Below are 18,096 nucleotides of genomic sequence, written 5' to 3' on the forward strand. Positions count from 1 at the left end.
GCCGACAACTGCAGGGGTCGACTCGAAGTCGGTCAACTCAGCTCCTCGTGGATCGTTTTGCGGAGGGTCAGGGTGTCGGCTGCGCTCGCGAACAGGTGCAGGCGACCGAGATCGTCGGTGCGGTTCGCGGCGTCGGCCAGCAGATCGGCCAGCTCGAACGGTGCCCGGTGGGCGAGCAGCGTCAGGACGTCGCGCACCAGACGGGTGGTCGTCAGCTTCGTGTACAGCGCGGTGAGCACCTTCTCGGCGACATCGCGCGGCCACGGCGCCGGGAGCGCGGCGAGCAACGCGTCGTCGAGAACCGCGGGCGGCGACGCCTCGCGCAGGTGCGTGAGCAGGATGTCGCGAGGTACGACCCGGGCGACCGATGTGTCGGCGGTGCCGTCGCGTCGCAGCAACGCCGCGGCCCATCCGCTGTCGCGTTGCCGGACCGCCGCGCGGCCCCACGCGTCCGTCAGTGCCGTGCGGAGGGCGTCGTCGACGTCGAACTCCGGCAGCACCCCGTCTCCGACGTGCTCGCGCCACACCGACAGCGGAGCGGCCGCGACTGCCGCCACCAGCAGATCGCGGGCCGGACCGTCGGAGAGACCGTCGCGGAGTGCGCTCTCGTCCGGCCGTTCGGGGACGGCGAGGGTGACGGTCGAGCCGTCGACGAGCAGCCATTGCCGCACTCGTTCGGCCATGCGTCGCGCGAACGCGGAGTCGGGGAGGCGGGGAAGAAGGTCGAGCGCGACGGCGCGAACCTTGCGGCTACGGTCGTCGAGGGCGCGCTCGAGCAGGTCTTCGTCGTGCGGGCCGAGACCGACCGCGAGCAGGGCGACGAGCTCGGCCCGCTGGGCGGCGGTCTGCGCACCCCATGACGCCGCGAGTGTGGCTGTCGCCGCGGCCGGATCGTGCGCGCGGAGCACCTCGAACCATCGGCGTCGCCGGGCGGGCGGACCGACGTGCCAGGGCGTGTCGTCGAGCGGGTCGGGTGGCAGCAGATCGGCCCATTCCGGGTGGCGCGCGGCCACCCAGCGCCCGCGGGCGCCGGTGAGAGCGATCAGCCGGTCGCGGTGCACCGCGTCGGTGGTCGCGACGATCAACAGGTCGACCACGATGTCGTGCGACGCGCGGAGCCGGGCCGCCACCTCGAACCATTCGTCGAGTAGCGGGGAGCGGACGGCGAGCAGCGCGCGCAGGCGTTCGGCAGCCGCGCCGGGCAGGACGGGACGGTCGTCGTCCGGGGCCGGTGACGGCAGCTCGCGGATCACCGGCACGGTCGCGGCGGTGAGGAAGGTCGCCTCCAGGGCGGCAGCGGCGAGCAGTGTCGCGGCGGGGTCTCCGGCGAGTTCGCCCGCGGCACCGGCCGTGTGCAGCGCGCCGAACTCCGGAGCGGAGCGTGCCGTTCCGAGAAGTGCTGCGGCCGTCAGCGATTCGGGCAAGGCGGTCACCAGGTCATCACCTGTCCTCCGGTGAACAGTGAGACGGGAGTGAGAGCGGTTCCGTCCCAGTCGCCGCAGACCGTCACGGGACGGCCTCCCGCGACGGCGTGCAGCCGCCAGCGGCTGTCGTCGTCACCGGCCAGCGGCAGTGCCCGTCCGGACGGGTCGACGACGTACCAGCCGTCCTCGCTGTCGGTGGGAGTGACCGCGTCGAGCAGGACGGGCCAGGTGCGCAACCACGGATCTGCTCCGCGCATGCGGGCGTACTCGCCCAGCGCAGCGTCGAGTCCGGTGGCGGGCAGGGTCGTGAACGGCTCCGTCTCCCCGTGCTGCCGGCCGAGTACGGCTCGCAGTGGGGCCGCGCCGGGGTAGAAGTGCAGATCGGCGTCGACCAGCGAACCGGGGAAGGGGAGGGGCGTGGCGAAACGCGCTGTGCCGTGAGCGAAGTCGAGCAGGATCGCCCAGCGTCCGCTCGACCTCCCCCGAAGCCACGTCTTGCGGGCGAACATCCGGCTCTCCTCGGTGACGCGCACGGCGAGGACCTGCCAGCGGTCGCGCACAGCCGGTTCGGCGCGGACCTCCTCGCTGCGGGTGCCGAAACCGAGATGGGTCTGCAGCGCACGCAGGAGCGGCCTCGGCAGCTCGTCGCGCTGCCGGTACGCCACGGCCATGAGGTGCAGGCGCGCATACTCTTCGAGCAGCCTGGCGGGCCAATCGGTTTCGTCGTTCACGACGGCGGCCAGAGCGCGCAGTGCCGACGCCGCGCCGGGAGCCTGGGCATCCACCATGCGGGCAGCGATCGCCTCGTAGATGTCGTAGCCGTGATCCACCGCCCCGAGGCCGTGCCGGATGCGGTCGGTGAGCCAGCGGTCGAGGTCGTCGAGTCCTGCCGCGACCCGCTCGGCGCGACGCCGGGCGGTCGCAGGGTCGGGCGCCTTGACCGGCTCGTCCGCCGGTGCGGGAAGTGTGGTGGACGCGATGCGGGCGGCGCGCCATCCGGTCACGAAGTCGGGCGCCTGCGCGGCCGGCACGGCACCCTCGGACCAGCGCACGAGCAGTGACAGGGCGTGCTTGCAGGGCAGCTTCCGGCTCGGGCACGTGCACGTGTAGGCGGGAGCGCTCGGGTCGATCGCCGTGCGGTACGGCGTGGTGCCGCGTCCGCGGCACAGTCCCCACAGGGCGGTGGTGTCGTGACCGGTCTCGAGCCATGCGGAGGCGACGCCGCGCGCAGCCGTCATCGAGGACGGATCGGGCGCGACGGCGTTGATCTGCTGGAGGGTCCAGGGGGCGGTCACGAGCGTCGAAGGTAGGAGACGGGTCCGACAGGAACGGCGGGATCAGGATGTCGCACGGGTCTCCAGACGTGCGCGGATGCCGTCGACGAACAACCGCAGACCGAATTCGAACCGGACGGCGGGGTCGCCGTCGAGCAGGTCGTCGTCGGCCTCGGCCGGCTGTTCGGTGGCGACATCGGGGGAGAGAGGTGCGCGCGTGAGCGCACCGAGTTGCTCGAGTTGCGCGCGGGACTGCTCGTCGACGGTGTGGCCGAGCACGTAGTGCAGCAGCGCGTAGCCGGTCAGTTCTGCGTACGCCCGGGACAGACCCGCGCGTTCGGCGGTGGCCACGAAGGCGTCGCGGGCCCGGGAAGTGGTCAGCCGGGAGGCGTAGCTCGAGGCGACGAGTTCGGCGCCGTCGCGATGGGCGAGCAGCGCGGCGCGGAAACGGTGCGCCAGCTCGGAGAGGGCGTCGTCCCAGGCATCGCTCGCGGGCGGCTCGTCGACACCATCGAGGATGCGGTCCGCCATGGCGCCGAGCAGGGTCTGCTTGTTCGGGAAGTGCCAGTACAACGCACCGGGCTGGACGCCGAGCGACGACGCGAGCTTGCGCATCGTCAGGTCGCCGAGCCCGTACTCGTCGAGGATCGCCATGGCGCCGTCGAGGACGTCGCCGCGTCGCAACTGCACTGCTCTTCTGCTCCCGCTTCTCCCACTGCCCGCGGCGGTACCGCGCCACCGGGGATCCGAACCGAACGATTCGTGCCTTTGACACTATCGGACGCTTCGCCCTAACCTGAACGCTGTTCAATTGAACGATGTTCAAGTTCTCGCCACCCCAGGAGACGGCAGTGACCCAGGCGCCCGCCCGCACCGACATCCTCGACATCGCTCGCGACCAGGTGCTCCGTCGCGGCATCGGTTTCGACCGCGACCAGACCCTCGAGGTCCTGCAGCTGCCGGACGATCGCATCGACGACCTGCTGGCGGTCGCCCACGACGTGCGCATGGCGTGGTGCGGACCGGAGGTCGAGGTCGAGGGGATCATCAGCCTCAAGACCGGTGGCTGCCCCGAGGACTGCCATTTCTGCTCGCAGTCCGGCCTGTTCGCCTCCCCGGTGCGGGCCGCCCGGCTCGACATCCCGTCGCTCGTCGAGGCCGCGAAGCAGACCGCCAAGACCGGAGCGACCGAGTTCTGCATCGTCGCGGCCGTGCGCGGACCCGACGAACGCCTCCTCGCGCAGGTCGCGGCCGGTATCGAGGCGATCCGCAACGAGGTCGACATCCAGATCGCGTGCTCGCTCGGCATGCTCACCCAGGAACAGGTCGACCGACTCGTCGCGATGGGTGTGCACCGCTACAACCACAACCTCGAGACCGCCCGCTCGCACTTCCCGAATGTCGTCACCACCCACACCTGGGAGGAGCGCTTCGAGACGCTGCGCATGGTCCGCGAGGCGGGTATGGAGGTGTGCTGCGGAGGCATCCTCGGAATGGGTGAAACCGTCGAGCAGCGAGCCGAATTCGCAGCCGACCTCGCGGCGCTCGAACCCGACGAGGTGCCGCTGAACTTCCTCAATCCGCGCCCCGGCACCCCTTTCGGCGATCTCGAGGTGCTGCCCGCCACCGAGGCGCTCAAGGCGGTGGCGGCCTTCCGATTGGCGTTGCCGCGCACCATCCTCCGGTTCGCCGGTGGCCGCGAGATCACGCTCGGCGACCTCGGCGCGCAGAAGGGGATCCTCGGCGGGATCAACGCCGTCATCGTCGGCAACTACCTCACCACGCTCGGCCGACCGGCAGAGACCGACCTCGATCTGCTCGGCGAACTCAAGATGCCGATCAAGGCCCTCGGCGAGACGATCTGATGTTCGATCCGTTCACCGGCGAAGCGATCGTCGACGGGACGGTCCGAACCCATTCCGCAGCAGTGCAACTCGGACTCGAACCGCCACGCTTCTGCGCGCAGTGCGGTCGGCGGATGATCGTCCAGATCGCGCCGGACGGGTGGTGGGCACGGTGCTCGCGCCACGGGACCGTCGACTCGGTGATGAGCGAACAACGCTGACCTACCGTGGCGCGTCTCGGATCGTGCCGGGCCGACTGCGCGACCGATTCGCGAAAGTTACGGCGACCGAACGATGTAACTTCGTGTGCATGCTGAATACTCGACTGCTGCCGTTACGCAACGACCGAGCACAGCTGCGGGCGATGATCGGCGACGACGCGGCCGCCTACGCCGCCGGGACGGCAGATCCACTCGTGCGCCGGTACGCGCACCTGCCCGAACCGGCGTATACGGAAGCGTCCGTCGCAGCGTTGATAGACGGCGAGATTCGGCACGGGCTGGAGCGCGGAGATCCGGCCGTACTGACGATCGCCGATCCGGAGACCGATCGCTTTGCCGGCAGCCTGGTGTTGTTCGACATCGTCGACGAGGAGGCAGAAGTCGGATTCTGGTTGCATCCGCACGGTCGTGGGAAAGGGCTCGCTGCCGATGCACTCGAACTTGCGGCCGAGCTCGCGCGGCGCAGCGGATTACTTCGCCTGACCGCGCGCACCCTCCCCGAGAACGAAGCATCACAGCGCGTGCTCGAGCGGTGTGGTTACATCCGCGGTGACCGAACCCGGACCGTCACTCCGTCGGGGGCGGAAGCCCTCGCCGTGCACTACTCACGGGATCTCGGATGATGCGTGTTGTCGCTGTCTCCCGGGCGGGGCGAGCACGCGGGCCTCTGCGAGGCTCGGAACGCTACGGGAGCTCACGTTCTTCGGCAGGATAGGTCACGATCCCGTCGGAACCCACCGACGGCGTCGCGCCCCACTGTCCCAGTTCGTGCTGTCGCGGCTTCGCGTTGTTGACGAGATGCACGACGGTCCATCCCCGTGCGGCGAGGGTGTTCGCGATCAACAGTCGGTGACAGCGCCACGGCATCGGCTCGCCGCACATGATCGCGACGTGCCGATGCTCGGCCAGTTCGGTAAGGCGCTCCAATCCGGCCTCGAAGTCGTCGGTGAGGGTGTAATCGGCGTAGTTCTTGAAACTCGCGTTCTTCCAGCCCGCGTTGACGGCCGGATCGATGCCCTTCTGCTTGGGGCGCCTGCCACCGAGTTCGGTGAGGTGCAGATAGCCGATCCCGGCGCTGTCGAGCCAGGACGGCATCTCGTCGGCGTCGAACTGCGGGCTGCGGCGCGAACCGGGCATCTTCCGCACGTCGACGACGAGTTCGATGTCGGCCGAGGTCAGCGTGTCGAGCAGGACGGACTGCGGACACGTCCAGTGGCCGATGGTCCACAGGACGCGGGAGTCGGCACTCATGGCACCCATCGTCCCATCACGCGTGCGCGACCCGCCGGCGTAGTTCCTCGGCGCCGTCGCCCTCCAATCGGGACAACCCAGCGCGACGGCCGGCGAGCAGCAGCAGGATCGCGGAGATCGGTCCCCGCACCTCGGGTCCGGAACCGGAGGACCACTCGGTATCGGTTGCGCTGAAACGGAATCCGTCGAGCGGGACGTCGGCGAAGACCCGGGCTTTCCCGGTGCCGCGGGTGGACCACAACCGACTGGCCCCCGCCGCCGCGGCATCCGGTGGCATCGGCAGGTCGCGCTGCAGGGGTATCGCGATGTCCTGGCCGTGGACGAGCAGATCGATCATCGTCTCGAGCGGGGTGATGCCCACATTGTGCCGGCGGGAGCCGATCATTCCCCGGAGATCGGCGATCAACTCGGCCGTCGGCTGTCGGGCGCGGTGCCGGGAGGACTCACGGATGATCGTGTTCACGCCACCGGGATGACGCAGCGCCATCCGAACGAGGTCGACCACGGTGAGCTGCTGTAGCGTGAGGTGGGCCGCGACGTCGCGCACGGTCCAGCCCTCGCACAGCGACGGCCGGCTCCACTCGTCCTCGGTCAGTTGTTCCAGCAGGTCGGAGGTGCGTGCGCGCTGCTCGTCGATGGTGTTCCAGATGTCGTCGACGTTCATGGGATCACCCGACCTGTGCTCCGCCCGACACACGATCCACCTATTCTAGATTGCGGATCGTGCCCCACCCGAGGATTCCGGTGCCGGTACGGCGTCTTCCGCGGCACGGCTCACCGACTCCCACTCGAGCCAGGTGTCGACCTTCTCCCTGGTGGCGGCAACGGCCGCATCCAGGACGGCATTGCCCAGGACGATGCGTCGAGGCGGTCGGTCGGCATCGACGACCTCGAGCAGTGCCCGCGCGGCCAGGGCGGGGTGGCTGTCGATGCTCGTGGACGCGCTCTGCTCCTCGATCTCGGCTCGCAGCGAATCGTAGTCCGATCGCGGAGTGCTCACCGTCATGGTGGTATAGAGGTCGGTCCAGTAGCCGCCCGGCTCGACGATCGTCACGTCGATGCCGAAATGCGCGGCCTCGACGGCCAGGGCTTCACTGAGTCCTTCGAGGGCGAACTTGCTCGCGCTGTACAGCCCTGTGCCGGGCCCGCTCAGTACGCCCCCGATGCTCGAGATCTGCACGAGATGCCCGCGTCCTCGGCTCCGGAAGGCCGCCATGGCGGCCTGGCTGACCCACATCGCTCCGAAGAAGTTCGTCTCGAACTGTGCACGCGCCTGCTCCTCGGTGAACTCCTCGACGAATCCGTAGGCCATGGTGCCCGCGTTGTCGACGACGATGTCGAGGCCTCCGAAATGCTCGCGGGCGGTGTCGAAAGCGGCGAACACCGCCGTGCGGTCGGTGACGTCGGCCGGGAGTCGGAGGAGACGTTCCGGATCCCGGGGGAGATCGGCCGATTCGATCGATCGGGAGACGGCCACGACGTTGTCGCCTCTCGACAGCGCCGCACGGGCGAACTCCCTGCCCAGACCGCGGCTCGCGCCGGTGATCAACCAGGTGCGGGGACGGACGCCGGGAGTGGCGGGGGACGCGGTCGTCGATTGGGTCTTCAATGCATACCTCCCGGGTGAGACGAGACGGTCCGTCTCTTTCATTCGAGGATGACCCTGCGGAGGGCGCCTGTCAAGACGTAACGTCTCGTCTCGATGAGATATCGTCGTCCCATGCCTCCACGCCCCGAAACCGGACACTCCCGGCGGAACCCCGCCTCGCGGAAAGCGATCCTCGATGCCGCTTTCGGCCTGGTCGCCGAGGTCGGCTACTCGAAACTCGGTATCGAGGCGATCGCCGCCCGGGCCGGCGTGGGGAAGCAGACGATCTATCGCTGGTGGCCGTCGAAAGGAGCCGTCCTCCTCGACGCGTATCTGGCACACACGCAGGGCGATGCCGGAGACGAGGCCGCGCTGCCCGACACCGGCGACCTCCGCGCGGACCTCGTCGCGGTGCTGCAGGCCACCGTGGCGGAGCTGCGTGATCCGACGTTCGCCATCCCGCTGCGAGCGTTGACCGTGGCGGTACTCGAAGACCCCGAACTCGCAGCGGAATACGAACACCGCCTCGACGCGCCGATGCGGGAGATGAAGAAGGCCAGGCTCCGGGCCGCGCAGAGTGCGGGGCAACTGCCGGACGACCTCGATCTCGATGTCGCCGTGGACATGTTGTTCGCGCCTGTCGCTCAGAAGTGGTCGACCGCCGGCGAGCCCCCGTCGGACGACTATGTCCGCACACTGGTCGAGACCGTTCTCTCCGGCCTGACGCGTCCGTCCGAGGGCGACCGGTCCGCCGATCTGTAACGTACGACTCCTCCTGCCCGACACACACGTCGGAATCACATGACGATCAGGGGAGGGGCAGCATGGGTTCGGTCGATGTTCTGGAATGGATCCGCGAAGGTTATCTGGCGGGCGACCCGCTGCGCTCGGCGCTGTTCGTCGGGTCGGCCTTCCTGACGATGCCGCTGCAGTTGCTCGAGGTCATCATGGGACGGCCTTTCTGATCTCCGCCGGGAGGTTCACACCGGCGGTCGCAGGGCGGCGAATTCGTCCGTCACGCGCAGCCTGGAATCGGTGAAGCGGTAGAGCGCCGGGGGGCGACCTCCCGCTTTGCCGGACGGTGCGGTGTTGCCGGTGCGGGTGAGCACGTTCCGGCGCGCCAGCACCCGTTGGAGATTGGTGGCATCCACCTCGTAACCCAATGCAGCGCAATAGATGTCGCGCAGCGTGGACATCGAGAACTCCGCAGGTGCGAGGCCGAATGCGATGTTCGTGTACGACAGCTTCGCGGCAAGGCGCGCATGGGCGTTCGCCACCATCACCCCGTGGTCGAAGGACATCGCGGGAAGGTCCGAGACCGGATGCCAGGCCGTATCGGACGGCAGCTGGGGATCCGAGGTGAGGGGGATCAGACCGAGATAGGTCGACGCGATCGTGCGCGGTCCCGGCACCCGATCCGGGTCGGAGAAGACCGACAGCTGTTCGAGGTGCGCGACCTCGCGGACGTCGACCTTCTCCGCCAGTTGCCGCCTCGCCGACGTCGTGAGGTCCTCGTCGTTGCGTAGTTGGCCGCCGGGGAGCGACCACGTGCCGACCTGCGGATCGAGGGCCCGCTGCCACAGCAGCACCCCGAGTTCGGGCTCCTCGCGGAGGGCTCCCGAGGCGTCCGGGAAGCGGCGAACCTGGAACACGGCGATGAGCACTTCGTGACGGGTGTTACCATGTGTCATGTTTTCGATCCTAAGTCGAAAACCTCGAATACGGCAATTCCGGTAGAACCCGCCGGGATGACACCCTCGAAGGAGCTAGGCCATGACCACGACCGAGTGGGCGGGAACCGCCACCATCGTCGACGGCCCCGGCGGATACACGGGCGTCGAGGCGACGCCGGAGTGGGCCGAGGAGGTCCGCCGGTTGGCCCGTGAGCGCAACGCCACGCTGCTCGCGCACAACTACCAGCTTCCCGCGATCCAGGACGTCGCCGACCACGTCGGCGACTCGCTCGCGCTCTCGCGTATCGCCGCCGAGGCCGAGGAGGACACCATCGTCTTCTGCGGCGTGCACTTCATGGCCGAGACCGCGAAGATCCTCAGCCCGAACAAGACGGTGCTCATCCCCGACGAGCGCGCCGGCTGCTCGCTCGCCGACTCGATCACCGCCGACCAGCTGCGCGAGTGGAAGGCCGACCACCCCGACGCCGTGGTCGTCTCGTACGTCAACACCACCGCCGAGGTCAAAGGCCTGACCGACATCTGCTGCACGTCCTCGAACGCCGTCGACGTCGTCGCGTCCATCGACCCCGACCGCGAGGTGCTGTTCCTGCCCGACCAGTTCCTCGGCGCCCACGTCAAGCGCGTCACCGGCCGCGAGAACATGCACATCTGGGCCGGGGAGTGCCACGTGCACGCGGGCATCAACGGCGACGAGCTCGCCGCGCAGGCCAAGGCGCACCCCGACGCCGACCTGTTCGTCCACCCCGAGTGCGGCTGCGCCACCTCGGCGCTCTACCTCGCCGGGGAGGGCTTCGTGCCCGACGACAAGGTCAGGATCCTGTCCACCGGCGGCATGATCGACGCCGCGCGGGAGACCGGCGCGAAGCAGGTCCTCGTCGCCACCGAGGTCGGCATGCTGCACCAGCTCCGCAAGGCCGCGCCCGGCATCGACTTCCAGGCGGTCAACGACCGCGCGTCGTGCCCCTACATGAAGATGATCACCCCCGCCGCGCTGCTGCGCTGCCTGCAGGAGGGACGCGACGAGGTCCACGTCGCAGCCGACGTCGCCGAGCGGGCCCGCCTGTCGGTGCAGCGCATGATCGCCATCGGTAACCCGGGCAGCGGCGAGTGACCACCGCCATCACGGTCGCGTGGGAGGACTACGCCGACCTGGTGGTCGTCGGGGGTGGCGTCGCCGGTCTCACGGCCGCGCGCGCCGCCTCGCGGCGCGGCGCGCGGGTGCTCACGGTGAGCAAGGGCGGTCCCACCGACACGGCTACCCAGTACGCCCAGGGCGGTATCGCCGTGGTGGCGCCGGTGGGCGACAGCGTCGACGCCCACGTCGCCGACACCCTCGCCGCAGGCGGGGGACTGTGCGACGAGGACGCGGTGCGCTCGATCGTCACCGCCGGCCCCGATGCCGTCACCGCTCTGCGCGATCTCGGCGCGGTGTTCGACACCGCCGGAGACGGCGACATCGCCCGCACCCGCGAGGGTGGGCACAGCACCCGCCGCATCATTCACGCCGGTGGCGACGCGACCGGCGCCGAAGTTCAGCGCGCCCTCGGCGAGGCGGGCTTGCCCGTCCTGTTCGGCGCCGCTGCCGCCCGGGTCCTCACCGACGCGCGGGGTGTCACCGGACTGCTCGTCCTCGACGAGCGCGGGTACGGCGTCGTCCACGCCCCGGCCGTGTTGCTCGCGACCGGTGGCCTCGGGCAGCTGTACGCGTGCAGCACGAATCCGCCCGGCGCCACGGCCGACGGCATCGCGCTGGCCCTGGCCGCCGGCGCCGGTGTCGCCGACCTCGAATTCGTCCAGTTCCACCCGACCGTGCTGTTCGCGGAAGGCGGCACCGGACGTCGGCCGCTCATCAGCGAAGCAGTGCGCGGGGAGGGAGCACGATTGGTCGACTCCCGCGGCCGATCGATCACCGAGGGTGTGCATCCGCTCGGCGACCTCGCACCCCGCGACGTCGTCTCGCGGGCCATCGCCGAGCGACTCACTACACTCGGTGAGGATCACGTGTACCTCGACGCCCGTCACCTCGACGGCTTTGCCACGCGTTTTCCGACCATCACGGCGATGTGCGCCGACGCCGGTCTCGATCCGGCCCGTGATCTGCTTCCGGTCGCTCCCGCCGCGCACTATTCGTGCGGCGGTGTCGTCACCGATGTGCACGGCCGCACCCGCATTCCCGGTCTGTACGCGGCCGGTGAGGTGGCACGTACCGGCCTGCACGGCGCGAACCGGCTCGCCTCCAACAGCCTTCTCGAAGGGCTCGTCCTCGGCGAGCGCGCGGGGATGGCCGCGGCGATCGAACGGGCCGGAACGCGTGTCGAGACCGACGGCATTCCCGCCGTCGCCTCGGCCGTCTGTGATCGGACGGTGCTGCAGCAGCTCATGACCCGGCACGCGCTGGTCGTGCGCGACGCGAACGGACTGGCCGCTGCCGCAGTCGAACTCGACAGGATGAGCGTCGCTGCAAGCTGTACCGACGCCGATCGGCTCGAGGACTCGGCCCTCACCGTCACCGCTCGGGCCCTGCTGCTCGCGGCGCAGCGCCGCACCGAATCGCGGGGATGCCACACCCGCAGCGACCGTCCGGACACCGACCCGGCGCAGGCTCGCAGCCTCGAACTGCGTATCGACGATGACGGCGAGTTGTCCTTCACCACACCGGAACTGACAGGAGTCAACTGAGATGACCACCGCCCTGCCCGACGGACTCGACCTCGCCGAGACCCGCGAGCTGGTCCGGAAGGCGCTCGACGAGGATCTACGCTACGGACCGGACGTCACCACCGACGCCACCGTGCCCGCCGACGCTGTCGCCACCGCCTCGGTGGTCGCGCGGCAGGCCGGCACCCTCGCCGGTCTGGACGTCGGTCTGCTCGTCCTCGACGAGGTCATCGGTGCCGATCATTACGGCGTGCTCGATCGCAGGTCCGACGGGGAGCGGGTGCTGCCCGGCGATTCGGTCCTGACCGTCGAGGCGCCGACCCGCGGCCTGCTCACCGCCGAGCGCACGATGCTCAATCTCCTGTGTCACCTGTCGGGCATCGCGACGGCGACCTCGCACTGGGTCGATGCGGTGACGGGCACCGAGGCGAAGATCCGCGACAGCCGCAAGACACTGCCGGGAATGCGCGCGCTGCAGAAGTACGCGGTGCGGAGGGGTGGCGGCGTCAACCACCGCATGGGGCTCGGCGACGAGGCGCTGATCAAGGACAACCATGTCGCGGCGGCCGGTTCGGTGGTCGCGGCGCTGCGAGCCGTCCGCGAGCATGCCCCCGACATCGCGTGCGAGGTGGAGGTCGACACCCTCGAACAGTTCGACGAGGTGCTCGCCGAGAACGTCGAGTTGATCCTGCTCGACAACTTCCCGCTGTGGCAGACGCAGATCGCGGTGCAGCGGCGCAACACCCACGCGCCGCAGACACGACTCGAATCCTCCGGCGGCCTGTCCCTCGACGTCGCCGCGGACTACGCGCGCACGGGCGTCGACTTCCTCGCGGTGGGTGCGCTCACCCACTCTGTGACCGTCCTGGACTTCGGCCTCGACATGTGAGCGTGTAGGTCGCAGGTCGCGGCACGGATGAATCGGATGCGCCACCGGAACATCCGTCGGTGAGACGGTCCCCGCACGTGCGCTTTCTGGGGTAGAACTGACAGCACATCGACGTGCCGGTACCGGTCACGTAGGGGCGGTGCTCCGGTTGTCGCCGGTGCCGGGTGGGGGAGGAAGACAGAACACGATGCGGTTACCGATGTCACCGACCGACTCGATGTTCCTGCTCGGCGAGTCGCGCGACCACCCGATGCATGTCGGCGGTCTCCTGCTGTTCCAGCCGCCGGAGGGCAAGGACGCGAGTGACCTGAAGTCGATGTTCGCCGAGGCGCTCGCCCGGGAGGAACCCGCCGGGCCGCTGTGGCGCAAGCGGCCCACCCGCTCGCTGTTCACCCTCGGGCAATGGGCCTGGGAGGACGATCCGCGTTTCTCGATCGACTACCACGTCCGGTTCAACGCGCTGCCGTCCCCGGGCACGATGGACGATCTGTGGGAACTCGTCTCCCGTCTGCACGCCTCGCTGCTCGACCGCACGCGCCCACTGTGGGAGATGCATCTGATCGAAGGGTTGGCAGACGGTCGCTACGCCCTGTACGTGAAGATCCACCACGCGCTCGCCGACGGGGTGGGGGCCATGCGTCTGATGCGCCGCGCGCTCAGCACCGACCCGGAACGCACCGACATGCCGGCGCCGTGGGCGGTCGACGACGCCCGGTCGCCGAGCCGCTCGGCGATGGGCACCGCGATCGGGTTCCCCGGTGCGGTCGTCCGTGCGGCGACCGGCGTGGTGAACGACGCGGTGAACATGGTGTCCGAGGCGATGGCGCTGGTCCCGGCCCTCGTCGGCACCGTCGACCGGGCACTGCACAATCGCGGGGGTTCGTTGTCGCTGGGCGCTCCGAACACCATCCTCAACCGTCAGATCTCCGGATCGCGCAGGTTCGCGGCCCGGTCGTGGCCGATCGAACGCCTGCGCATGGTGGCCAAGGCGGCCGACGCGACACTCAACGACGTCGTCCTGGAACTGTCGGGTGGGGCTCTACGGGCGTTCCTCACCGAACACGATGCGCTGCCGGACGATTCGCTGGTTGCCATGGTTCCGGTGTCGTTGCGCCAGAGCACGAACTCGTCGGGCAACGAGATCGGCATCCTCATGTGCACGCTCGGCACGCAGTGCGCCGACCCGGTGGAACGGCTTGCGCGCGTGCGGGGTTCGATGATCGAGGGCAAGCATGCGATGAATTCGATGTCGAAGCTCGGTCGTCTCGCGACGAGCGCGGTGGGCGTGGCACCCCTTGCGGTGGGGGTGCTCACCGGTAACCGGGCGCTCCCACGGCCGCCGTTCAACGTGATCGTCTCGAACGTGCCGGGACCCGATTCGCCGCTGTACTGGAACGGTGCGCGCGTCGACGCGTTGTATCCGCTGTCGGTGCCCGTCGACGGACAGGCGCTGAACATCACGTGCACGAGTACCGACGACGAGATCGCCTTCGGGCTGACGGCGTGCGGCCGCACGGTGCCGGACCTTGCCCGGCTGCTCGATCACCTCGACGACGAACTCGGCGCCCTGGAATCCGCTCTCGGAGTCCGGGTGGAGGTCGACGACGAGGGGAGCGGGGAGGGAGACGCCGGGAACGACTGACCGTGCCGTTTCGAGAATCGGCGCGCCGCATCGCCGAACGGCCCGGGATGAGTCAGGACGTCGCCGCCACACGGCGGGCGTGCGGCGTCCACACTTCGGTGAGGGTGCGGCGGCCGATGAACAGCCCGATGTGACCGGCGTCGGCGACGGTGCTGGTGATCCTCTGCGGCGGGGTCGATACGTACTCCGCGAGCGTGGTGACCTGCCGGGGAGTCGCGATCGGGTCGGCGGAGCCGGCGATCAGATGGACCGGGCAGTCGACGGCCGCGAGATCGACGACGCGTCCTTCGGCCTTCAGGCTGCCGGCGACGAGTTCGTTGCCCACGAACAGGTGGCGCATTATCCACGCGCGGAAGGCCGAAGGGATCTTCTGCTTCCACGTGAACCAGTGCCGTTCGGCCTCCCAGCGCGCCACTTCGTCGGGATCGTGGAGCAGGGCGAGCAGCGTCATCGCTCGTTCGATCTCACCGATCGGATCGGTGGTCGGCACTCCGACGGTCCGAGCCGCCCCGTACCAGAAGTCGATCGTTGTGGCCGCGGCACCGTGGGGCGCGCGGGCCAGCACCGACAACGCCGGCTGGTCGACGTGGAAGTCGATGGGTGCTCCCGCCACGGTCAGCGAGTGCACGCGCTCGGGATGCAATGCCGCGTAGACCGTGCCGAGCCACCCGCCCTGACTGTCGCCGATCAGGTTCACCCGGTCACCGAGATGGTCGACGGCCTCGGCGACGACCGCCAGGTGCTCGTCGATCGAGCAGCCGTCCGTCGCGAGGGTCGCGGGCGCCCAGTCGAGACAGTGCAGGCGGGTCAGGCCACCGGCTCGGAGGGCTTCGACCTGACTGCGGTCGGCGGAATGGTCGACGATGCACGAATGGGTGCCCGCCTGCGGCGGCAACAGCAGCGTCGGGATCTCGTCGCGTGCGGGGTCGGAGGTGCTGCAATCACGCAGGCCTCCGAGGGGCCACCGGCGCACGACCGGCCAGTCCGTGGTCCAGCGCGGCGGCGTGGCCGATGTCAGGGCGCGGCTGTACCGGTTCGCGTCGGAGATCAGCGTGCACGGCGTGGCGCCGCGTCGTACGAGGCCGGCGAGATAGCCGCTCCAGCCGGCGATCGCCGCGGTCCCGAGACGAAACGGGGCCGCGGCGATCCGGGCGGGTGTCAGTGTCAGCATGCACTGCACCGGAGAACGTCCGCTGATGCGGTGTTCGGTATCGACTGCATCGAGTGAGTCGACGATTACTTCAGCAGGTCGCGAGCAGTGCTCGTGACGGTGGTGGTGAGCTCGCGAGCGAAGGAGACCTGCGCCTTGGCGAGATCGGCGACCCACTCGACGGGGGTGGCGTCGGCGACCTTCTCCTGCAGATCCAGGAGGCTCGAGACGGCCTTCTCGTAGGTGTCGACACCGAGGTTTCCGCTCTGCTTCGCGGCGTCGACGAACTTCGCGTTGAACTCCTGGAAGCGCTCGGTGGCCTCGTCGACGGTCTTGGTGAACTCGGTCGCGGCCTTGTCGGCAACCGCAGCGGCCGTCGAGGTCAGCTTCTCGGCCGACTGCTGGGCCGTTGCGGTGGCCTCGGCGGCGGCCTTCGTGGCGGCTTCGGTCGCCTTGGCCGTGGCATCGGTGGCCTTGGCGGCGGTGGTCTTGGTCGGTGCGGTCATGGTGTGTACCTTCCGTGGGCGCTCGTGACAGGAGCGGGGCTTCCCCTGTGGGGGGTGCGCTCGGATCAGCGCTGTTAGCAGGTTAGCAATATGATAGCTAACGCGCAACGTCACTCGAAGACATAGGTTCCCGGGGCATCGCACCGCGGCGGATGCTGCGCGCTGCCCATCGCCGGGGGAGCGACCAGCTCACCGGCGCGCTTCGTCGACCATGCGGTCCAGTCCTCCCACCACGACCCGGCGGTGCGAGTGGCCTTCTCCGACCACGCCTTCGGGTCCTCGGGCAGCGTCGGCAGCTTCTCGCCGTCGGGCGCGCCGACGGCCTCGAACCAGGCCTTCGGGTTGGGGGGATTGACCGCGCCGGCCACATGGCCGCCGCTGGTCAGGACGTACCGGACCGACCCGCCGAGCAGGCCCGTGGCCTTATACGATGACGTCCACGGCACGATGTGGTCGTTGATCGCGCCCACCACATAGGTGTCGCACGTGATGTCCGACAGGTCGAGGACCTCGCCGTCGAGCTCGTACACGCCGCGCGCGAGCTCGTTGCGGCCGTACAGCGACCGCAGGTAGTGCGAGTGCATCTTCGCCGGCATGCGGGTGCTGTCCTCGTTCCACGCGAGGATGTCGAAGGCGGCGGGCTTCTCGCCCTTCATCCACCGCGACACCCAGTAGTTGAAGATCAGATCGCGCGCGCGGATCATGTCGAAGCTGCCGGCCATCTCGTTGCCGGAGAGGAAGCCCTGCTTGCTCATCCGGAACTCGACGCGGTCGAGTGTGGCCGGGTCGGTCAGCAGTGCCAGCTCGCCGACCTCGCTGTAGTCCAGGAGTGTGTTGAGCATCGTGAACGCGCTGATCCGCTTGTCGCCCAGCCTGCCCATGCGGGCCGCGGCCATCGCCGCCATCGCGCCGCCCAGGCAGATCGACAGCACCTCGATACGCGAGGATCCGGTGATCTCCTCGACGGCGTCGAGAGCCGCCGCGACACCCTGCCGGTAGTAGTCGTCCATCGTGATCTCGTGCATCGACTCGTCCGGGTTGCGGTACGAGATCGCGAACACGGTGCGGTTGTGCTGCACGGCCCACTCGATGAGGCTGCGCTGCGGCGCGAGATCGAGGATGTAGTACTTGTTGATCCACGGTGGCGCCGCCAGGATCGGGATCTCGTGCACCTCACCGGTCTGGGGGGCGTACTGGATGACCTCGATGAGGTCGTTGCGGAAGACGACCTTGCCGGGGGTCGCGGCCATGTTCTCGCCGAGGGTGAACGCCTCGCGGTCGACCTTGAGCGGCAGGCCCTTCCGGTGCACGACATCCTCGATGGCGTACTTCGCGCCGCGGAACAGGCTTGCGCCACCGGTGTCGAGCGCGCGCACGAGCACACCCGGGTTGATGAGGAAGTTCGAGGGGGCGAGTGCGTCGAACATCAAGTTCGCGAACTGGCGGGCCTTGCCGTCCTGCACGGGATCGCCCGAGCCGGCGTCGGCGAGATCCTCGACGTACTCGCGGGTGGCGAGATAGCTCTGCAGCAGCGAGAAGTAGGCCGGGTTCTCCTTCCAGGCGGCATCGGAGAACCGGCGGTCCTTCGAATCCAGCGGCATCGGGGGCTGCGGATCGGCGGCGTTCCACACGCGTGTCGCCGCTGCCGGGATGTTCGCCAGGCGGGTGGCGTACTCCGTGGTCGCGCCGGCCACGGCCCGCGGATTCTTCACTGCACGGCCGGCGACGGATGCGACGGCCGGTCCCCACCCGATCGGGTCGAGGGAGGAGGTGAGCTTCTTCTGCAGATGGTTGAGCACCGAGCAACTCCAGAACTGGGTGAATGGTCCGGAGCCGATGGTGACGTCGCCGAGAAAGGTGCGCATCTTACCCCCAGGTACGTGCTACCTGCATGTTCGTCGATGAGGCGACGAAATCGGGCTGACCTCGGACGCTGGGTGGCGCACGAACGCACT

Annotated in this window: 19 protein-coding genes; 9 read left to right on the plus strand and 10 right to left on the minus strand. The window is 69.2% G+C overall.

Annotation, left to right across the window (positions count from 1 at the left end; all coding sequences use genetic code 11):
* Positions 1-32 precede the first annotated feature (32 nt).
* From M3330_RS21380 to M3330_RS21390, 3 genes are read right to left on the minus strand one after another with little or no spacing between them, the layout of a single operon-like run.
* Entirely contained in the window at positions 33-1,433 is a 1,401-nt protein-coding gene (locus M3330_RS21380; RefSeq protein WP_071935164.1) for a DUF5691 domain-containing protein, read from the minus strand.
* Entirely contained in the window at positions 1,430-2,719 is a 1,290-nt protein-coding gene (locus tag M3330_RS21385) for an SWIM zinc finger family protein (protein WP_255026248.1), read from the minus strand. The genes M3330_RS21380 and M3330_RS21385 overlap by 4 nt, the downstream gene beginning before the upstream one ends.
* A gap of 42 nt (positions 2,720-2,761) precedes the next feature.
* Positions 2,762-3,388 carry a TetR/AcrR family transcriptional regulator C-terminal domain-containing protein gene (locus M3330_RS21390; RefSeq protein WP_006554093.1) on the minus strand — a complete coding sequence of 209 codons (627 nt, stop codon included), beginning with the start codon at positions 3,386-3,388 and terminating at the stop codon, positions 2,762-2,764.
* A gap of 161 nt (positions 3,389-3,549) precedes the next feature.
* Between M3330_RS21390 and bioB the strand changes: the two genes are divergently transcribed.
* The 3 genes from bioB (at position 3,550) to M3330_RS21405 (ending at position 5,386) form a co-directional block, all read left to right on the plus strand.
* Positions 3,550-4,563, plus strand: a complete 1,014-nt coding sequence (bioB, locus tag M3330_RS21395; RefSeq protein WP_019289721.1) for a biotin synthase BioB — start codon at positions 3,550-3,552, stop codon at positions 4,561-4,563.
* Positions 4,563-4,763 (plus strand): hypothetical protein, encoded by a 201-nt coding sequence (locus tag M3330_RS21400; protein WP_024101231.1) that lies wholly within the window; start codon positions 4,563-4,565, stop codon positions 4,761-4,763. Before bioB ends, M3330_RS21400 begins: the two co-directional genes overlap by 1 nt.
* 89 nt (positions 4,764-4,852) lie before the next feature.
* Positions 4,853-5,386 carry a GNAT family N-acetyltransferase gene (locus tag M3330_RS21405; protein WP_255026251.1) on the plus strand — a complete coding sequence of 178 codons (534 nt, stop codon included), beginning with the start codon at positions 4,853-4,855 and terminating at the stop codon, positions 5,384-5,386.
* 61 nt (positions 5,387-5,447) lie between these two features.
* On the opposite strand, the gene M3330_RS21410 is transcribed toward M3330_RS21405, so the two are convergent.
* Genes M3330_RS21410 through M3330_RS21420 form a run of 3 tightly spaced genes read right to left on the minus strand, consistent with a single transcriptional unit; the run spans position 5,448 to position 7,623 of the window.
* Positions 5,448-6,014 carry a DUF488 family protein gene (locus tag M3330_RS21410; protein ID WP_217579697.1) on the minus strand — a complete coding sequence of 189 codons (567 nt, stop codon included), beginning with the start codon at positions 6,012-6,014 and terminating at the stop codon, positions 5,448-5,450.
* A gap of 16 nt (positions 6,015-6,030) precedes the next feature.
* Positions 6,031-6,678 (minus strand): maleylpyruvate isomerase family mycothiol-dependent enzyme, encoded by a 648-nt coding sequence (locus M3330_RS21415; RefSeq protein WP_255026252.1) that lies wholly within the window; start codon positions 6,676-6,678, stop codon positions 6,031-6,033.
* A gap of 45 nt (positions 6,679-6,723) precedes the next feature.
* Entirely contained in the window at positions 6,724-7,623 is a 900-nt protein-coding gene (locus tag M3330_RS21420) for an SDR family NAD(P)-dependent oxidoreductase (protein ID WP_255026253.1), read from the minus strand.
* 111 nt (positions 7,624-7,734) lie between these two features.
* On the opposite strand from M3330_RS21420, the gene M3330_RS21425 reads away from it, so the two are divergent.
* Together M3330_RS21425 and M3330_RS21430 are read left to right on the plus strand one after the other, a co-directional pair.
* Complete coding sequence (locus M3330_RS21425; RefSeq protein ID WP_255026254.1) at positions 7,735-8,364, plus strand: TetR/AcrR family transcriptional regulator; 630 nt, start codon at positions 7,735-7,737, stop codon at positions 8,362-8,364.
* A 62-nt stretch (positions 8,365-8,426) separates the two neighbouring features.
* On the plus strand, positions 8,427-8,567 hold the full coding sequence (locus tag M3330_RS21430; protein WP_006554085.1) for a hypothetical protein: 141 nt from the start codon (positions 8,427-8,429) through the stop codon (positions 8,565-8,567).
* Between the two features lie 15 nt (positions 8,568-8,582).
* Here the strand turns inward: M3330_RS21430 and M3330_RS21435 are convergent, their stop codons facing one another.
* The gene (locus M3330_RS21435; protein ID WP_071935159.1) at positions 8,583-9,293 is read right to left on the minus strand and encodes an NUDIX domain-containing protein; all 711 of its coding nucleotides are present in this window, start codon (positions 9,291-9,293) and stop codon (positions 8,583-8,585) included.
* A gap of 82 nt (positions 9,294-9,375) precedes the next feature.
* On the opposite strand from M3330_RS21435, the gene nadA reads away from it, so the two are divergent.
* The 4 genes from nadA to M3330_RS21455 all read left to right on the plus strand — a co-directional run bounded on the left by nadA (position 9,376) and on the right by M3330_RS21455 (position 14,485).
* Entirely contained in the window at positions 9,376-10,407 is a 1,032-nt protein-coding gene (nadA, locus tag M3330_RS21440) for a quinolinate synthase NadA (RefSeq protein WP_255026259.1), read from the plus strand.
* Positions 10,404-11,975 (plus strand): L-aspartate oxidase, encoded by a 1,572-nt coding sequence (locus M3330_RS21445; RefSeq protein ID WP_255026261.1) that lies wholly within the window; start codon positions 10,404-10,406, stop codon positions 11,973-11,975. Before nadA ends, M3330_RS21445 begins: the two co-directional genes overlap by 4 nt.
* Position 11,976: 1 nt before the next feature.
* The gene (nadC, locus tag M3330_RS21450; RefSeq protein WP_033097634.1) at positions 11,977-12,843 is read left to right on the plus strand and encodes a carboxylating nicotinate-nucleotide diphosphorylase; all 867 of its coding nucleotides are present in this window, start codon (positions 11,977-11,979) and stop codon (positions 12,841-12,843) included.
* Between the two features lie 199 nt (positions 12,844-13,042).
* On the plus strand, positions 13,043-14,485 hold the full coding sequence (locus M3330_RS21455) for a wax ester/triacylglycerol synthase family O-acyltransferase (protein ID WP_033097635.1): 1,443 nt from the start codon (positions 13,043-13,045) through the stop codon (positions 14,483-14,485).
* A gap of 52 nt (positions 14,486-14,537) precedes the next feature.
* Here the strand turns inward: M3330_RS21455 and M3330_RS21460 are convergent, their stop codons facing one another.
* The 3 genes from M3330_RS21460 to M3330_RS21470 all read right to left on the minus strand — a co-directional run bounded on the left by M3330_RS21460 (position 14,538) and on the right by M3330_RS21470 (position 18,006).
* Positions 14,538-15,656: an alpha/beta fold hydrolase gene (locus M3330_RS21460; protein ID WP_255026265.1), complete on the minus strand. Its 1,119-nt coding sequence runs from the start codon at positions 15,654-15,656 to the stop codon at positions 14,538-14,540.
* A gap of 65 nt (positions 15,657-15,721) precedes the next feature.
* Positions 15,722-16,141 carry a hypothetical protein gene (locus tag M3330_RS21465; RefSeq protein ID WP_006554079.1) on the minus strand — a complete coding sequence of 140 codons (420 nt, stop codon included), beginning with the start codon at positions 16,139-16,141 and terminating at the stop codon, positions 15,722-15,724.
* Positions 16,142-16,251: 110 nt separating this feature from the next.
* A complete protein-coding gene (locus tag M3330_RS21470; RefSeq protein ID WP_230826261.1) occupies positions 16,252-18,006 on the minus strand; it encodes an alpha/beta hydrolase in 1,755 nt (584 codons plus the stop codon).
* Positions 18,007-18,096 lie beyond the last annotated feature (90 nt).

The sequence above is a fragment of the Rhodococcus sp. GA1 genome, from assembly GCF_024321955.1.
Lineage (GTDB): Bacteria > Actinomycetota > Actinomycetes > Mycobacteriales > Mycobacteriaceae > Rhodococcus > Rhodococcus pyridinivorans.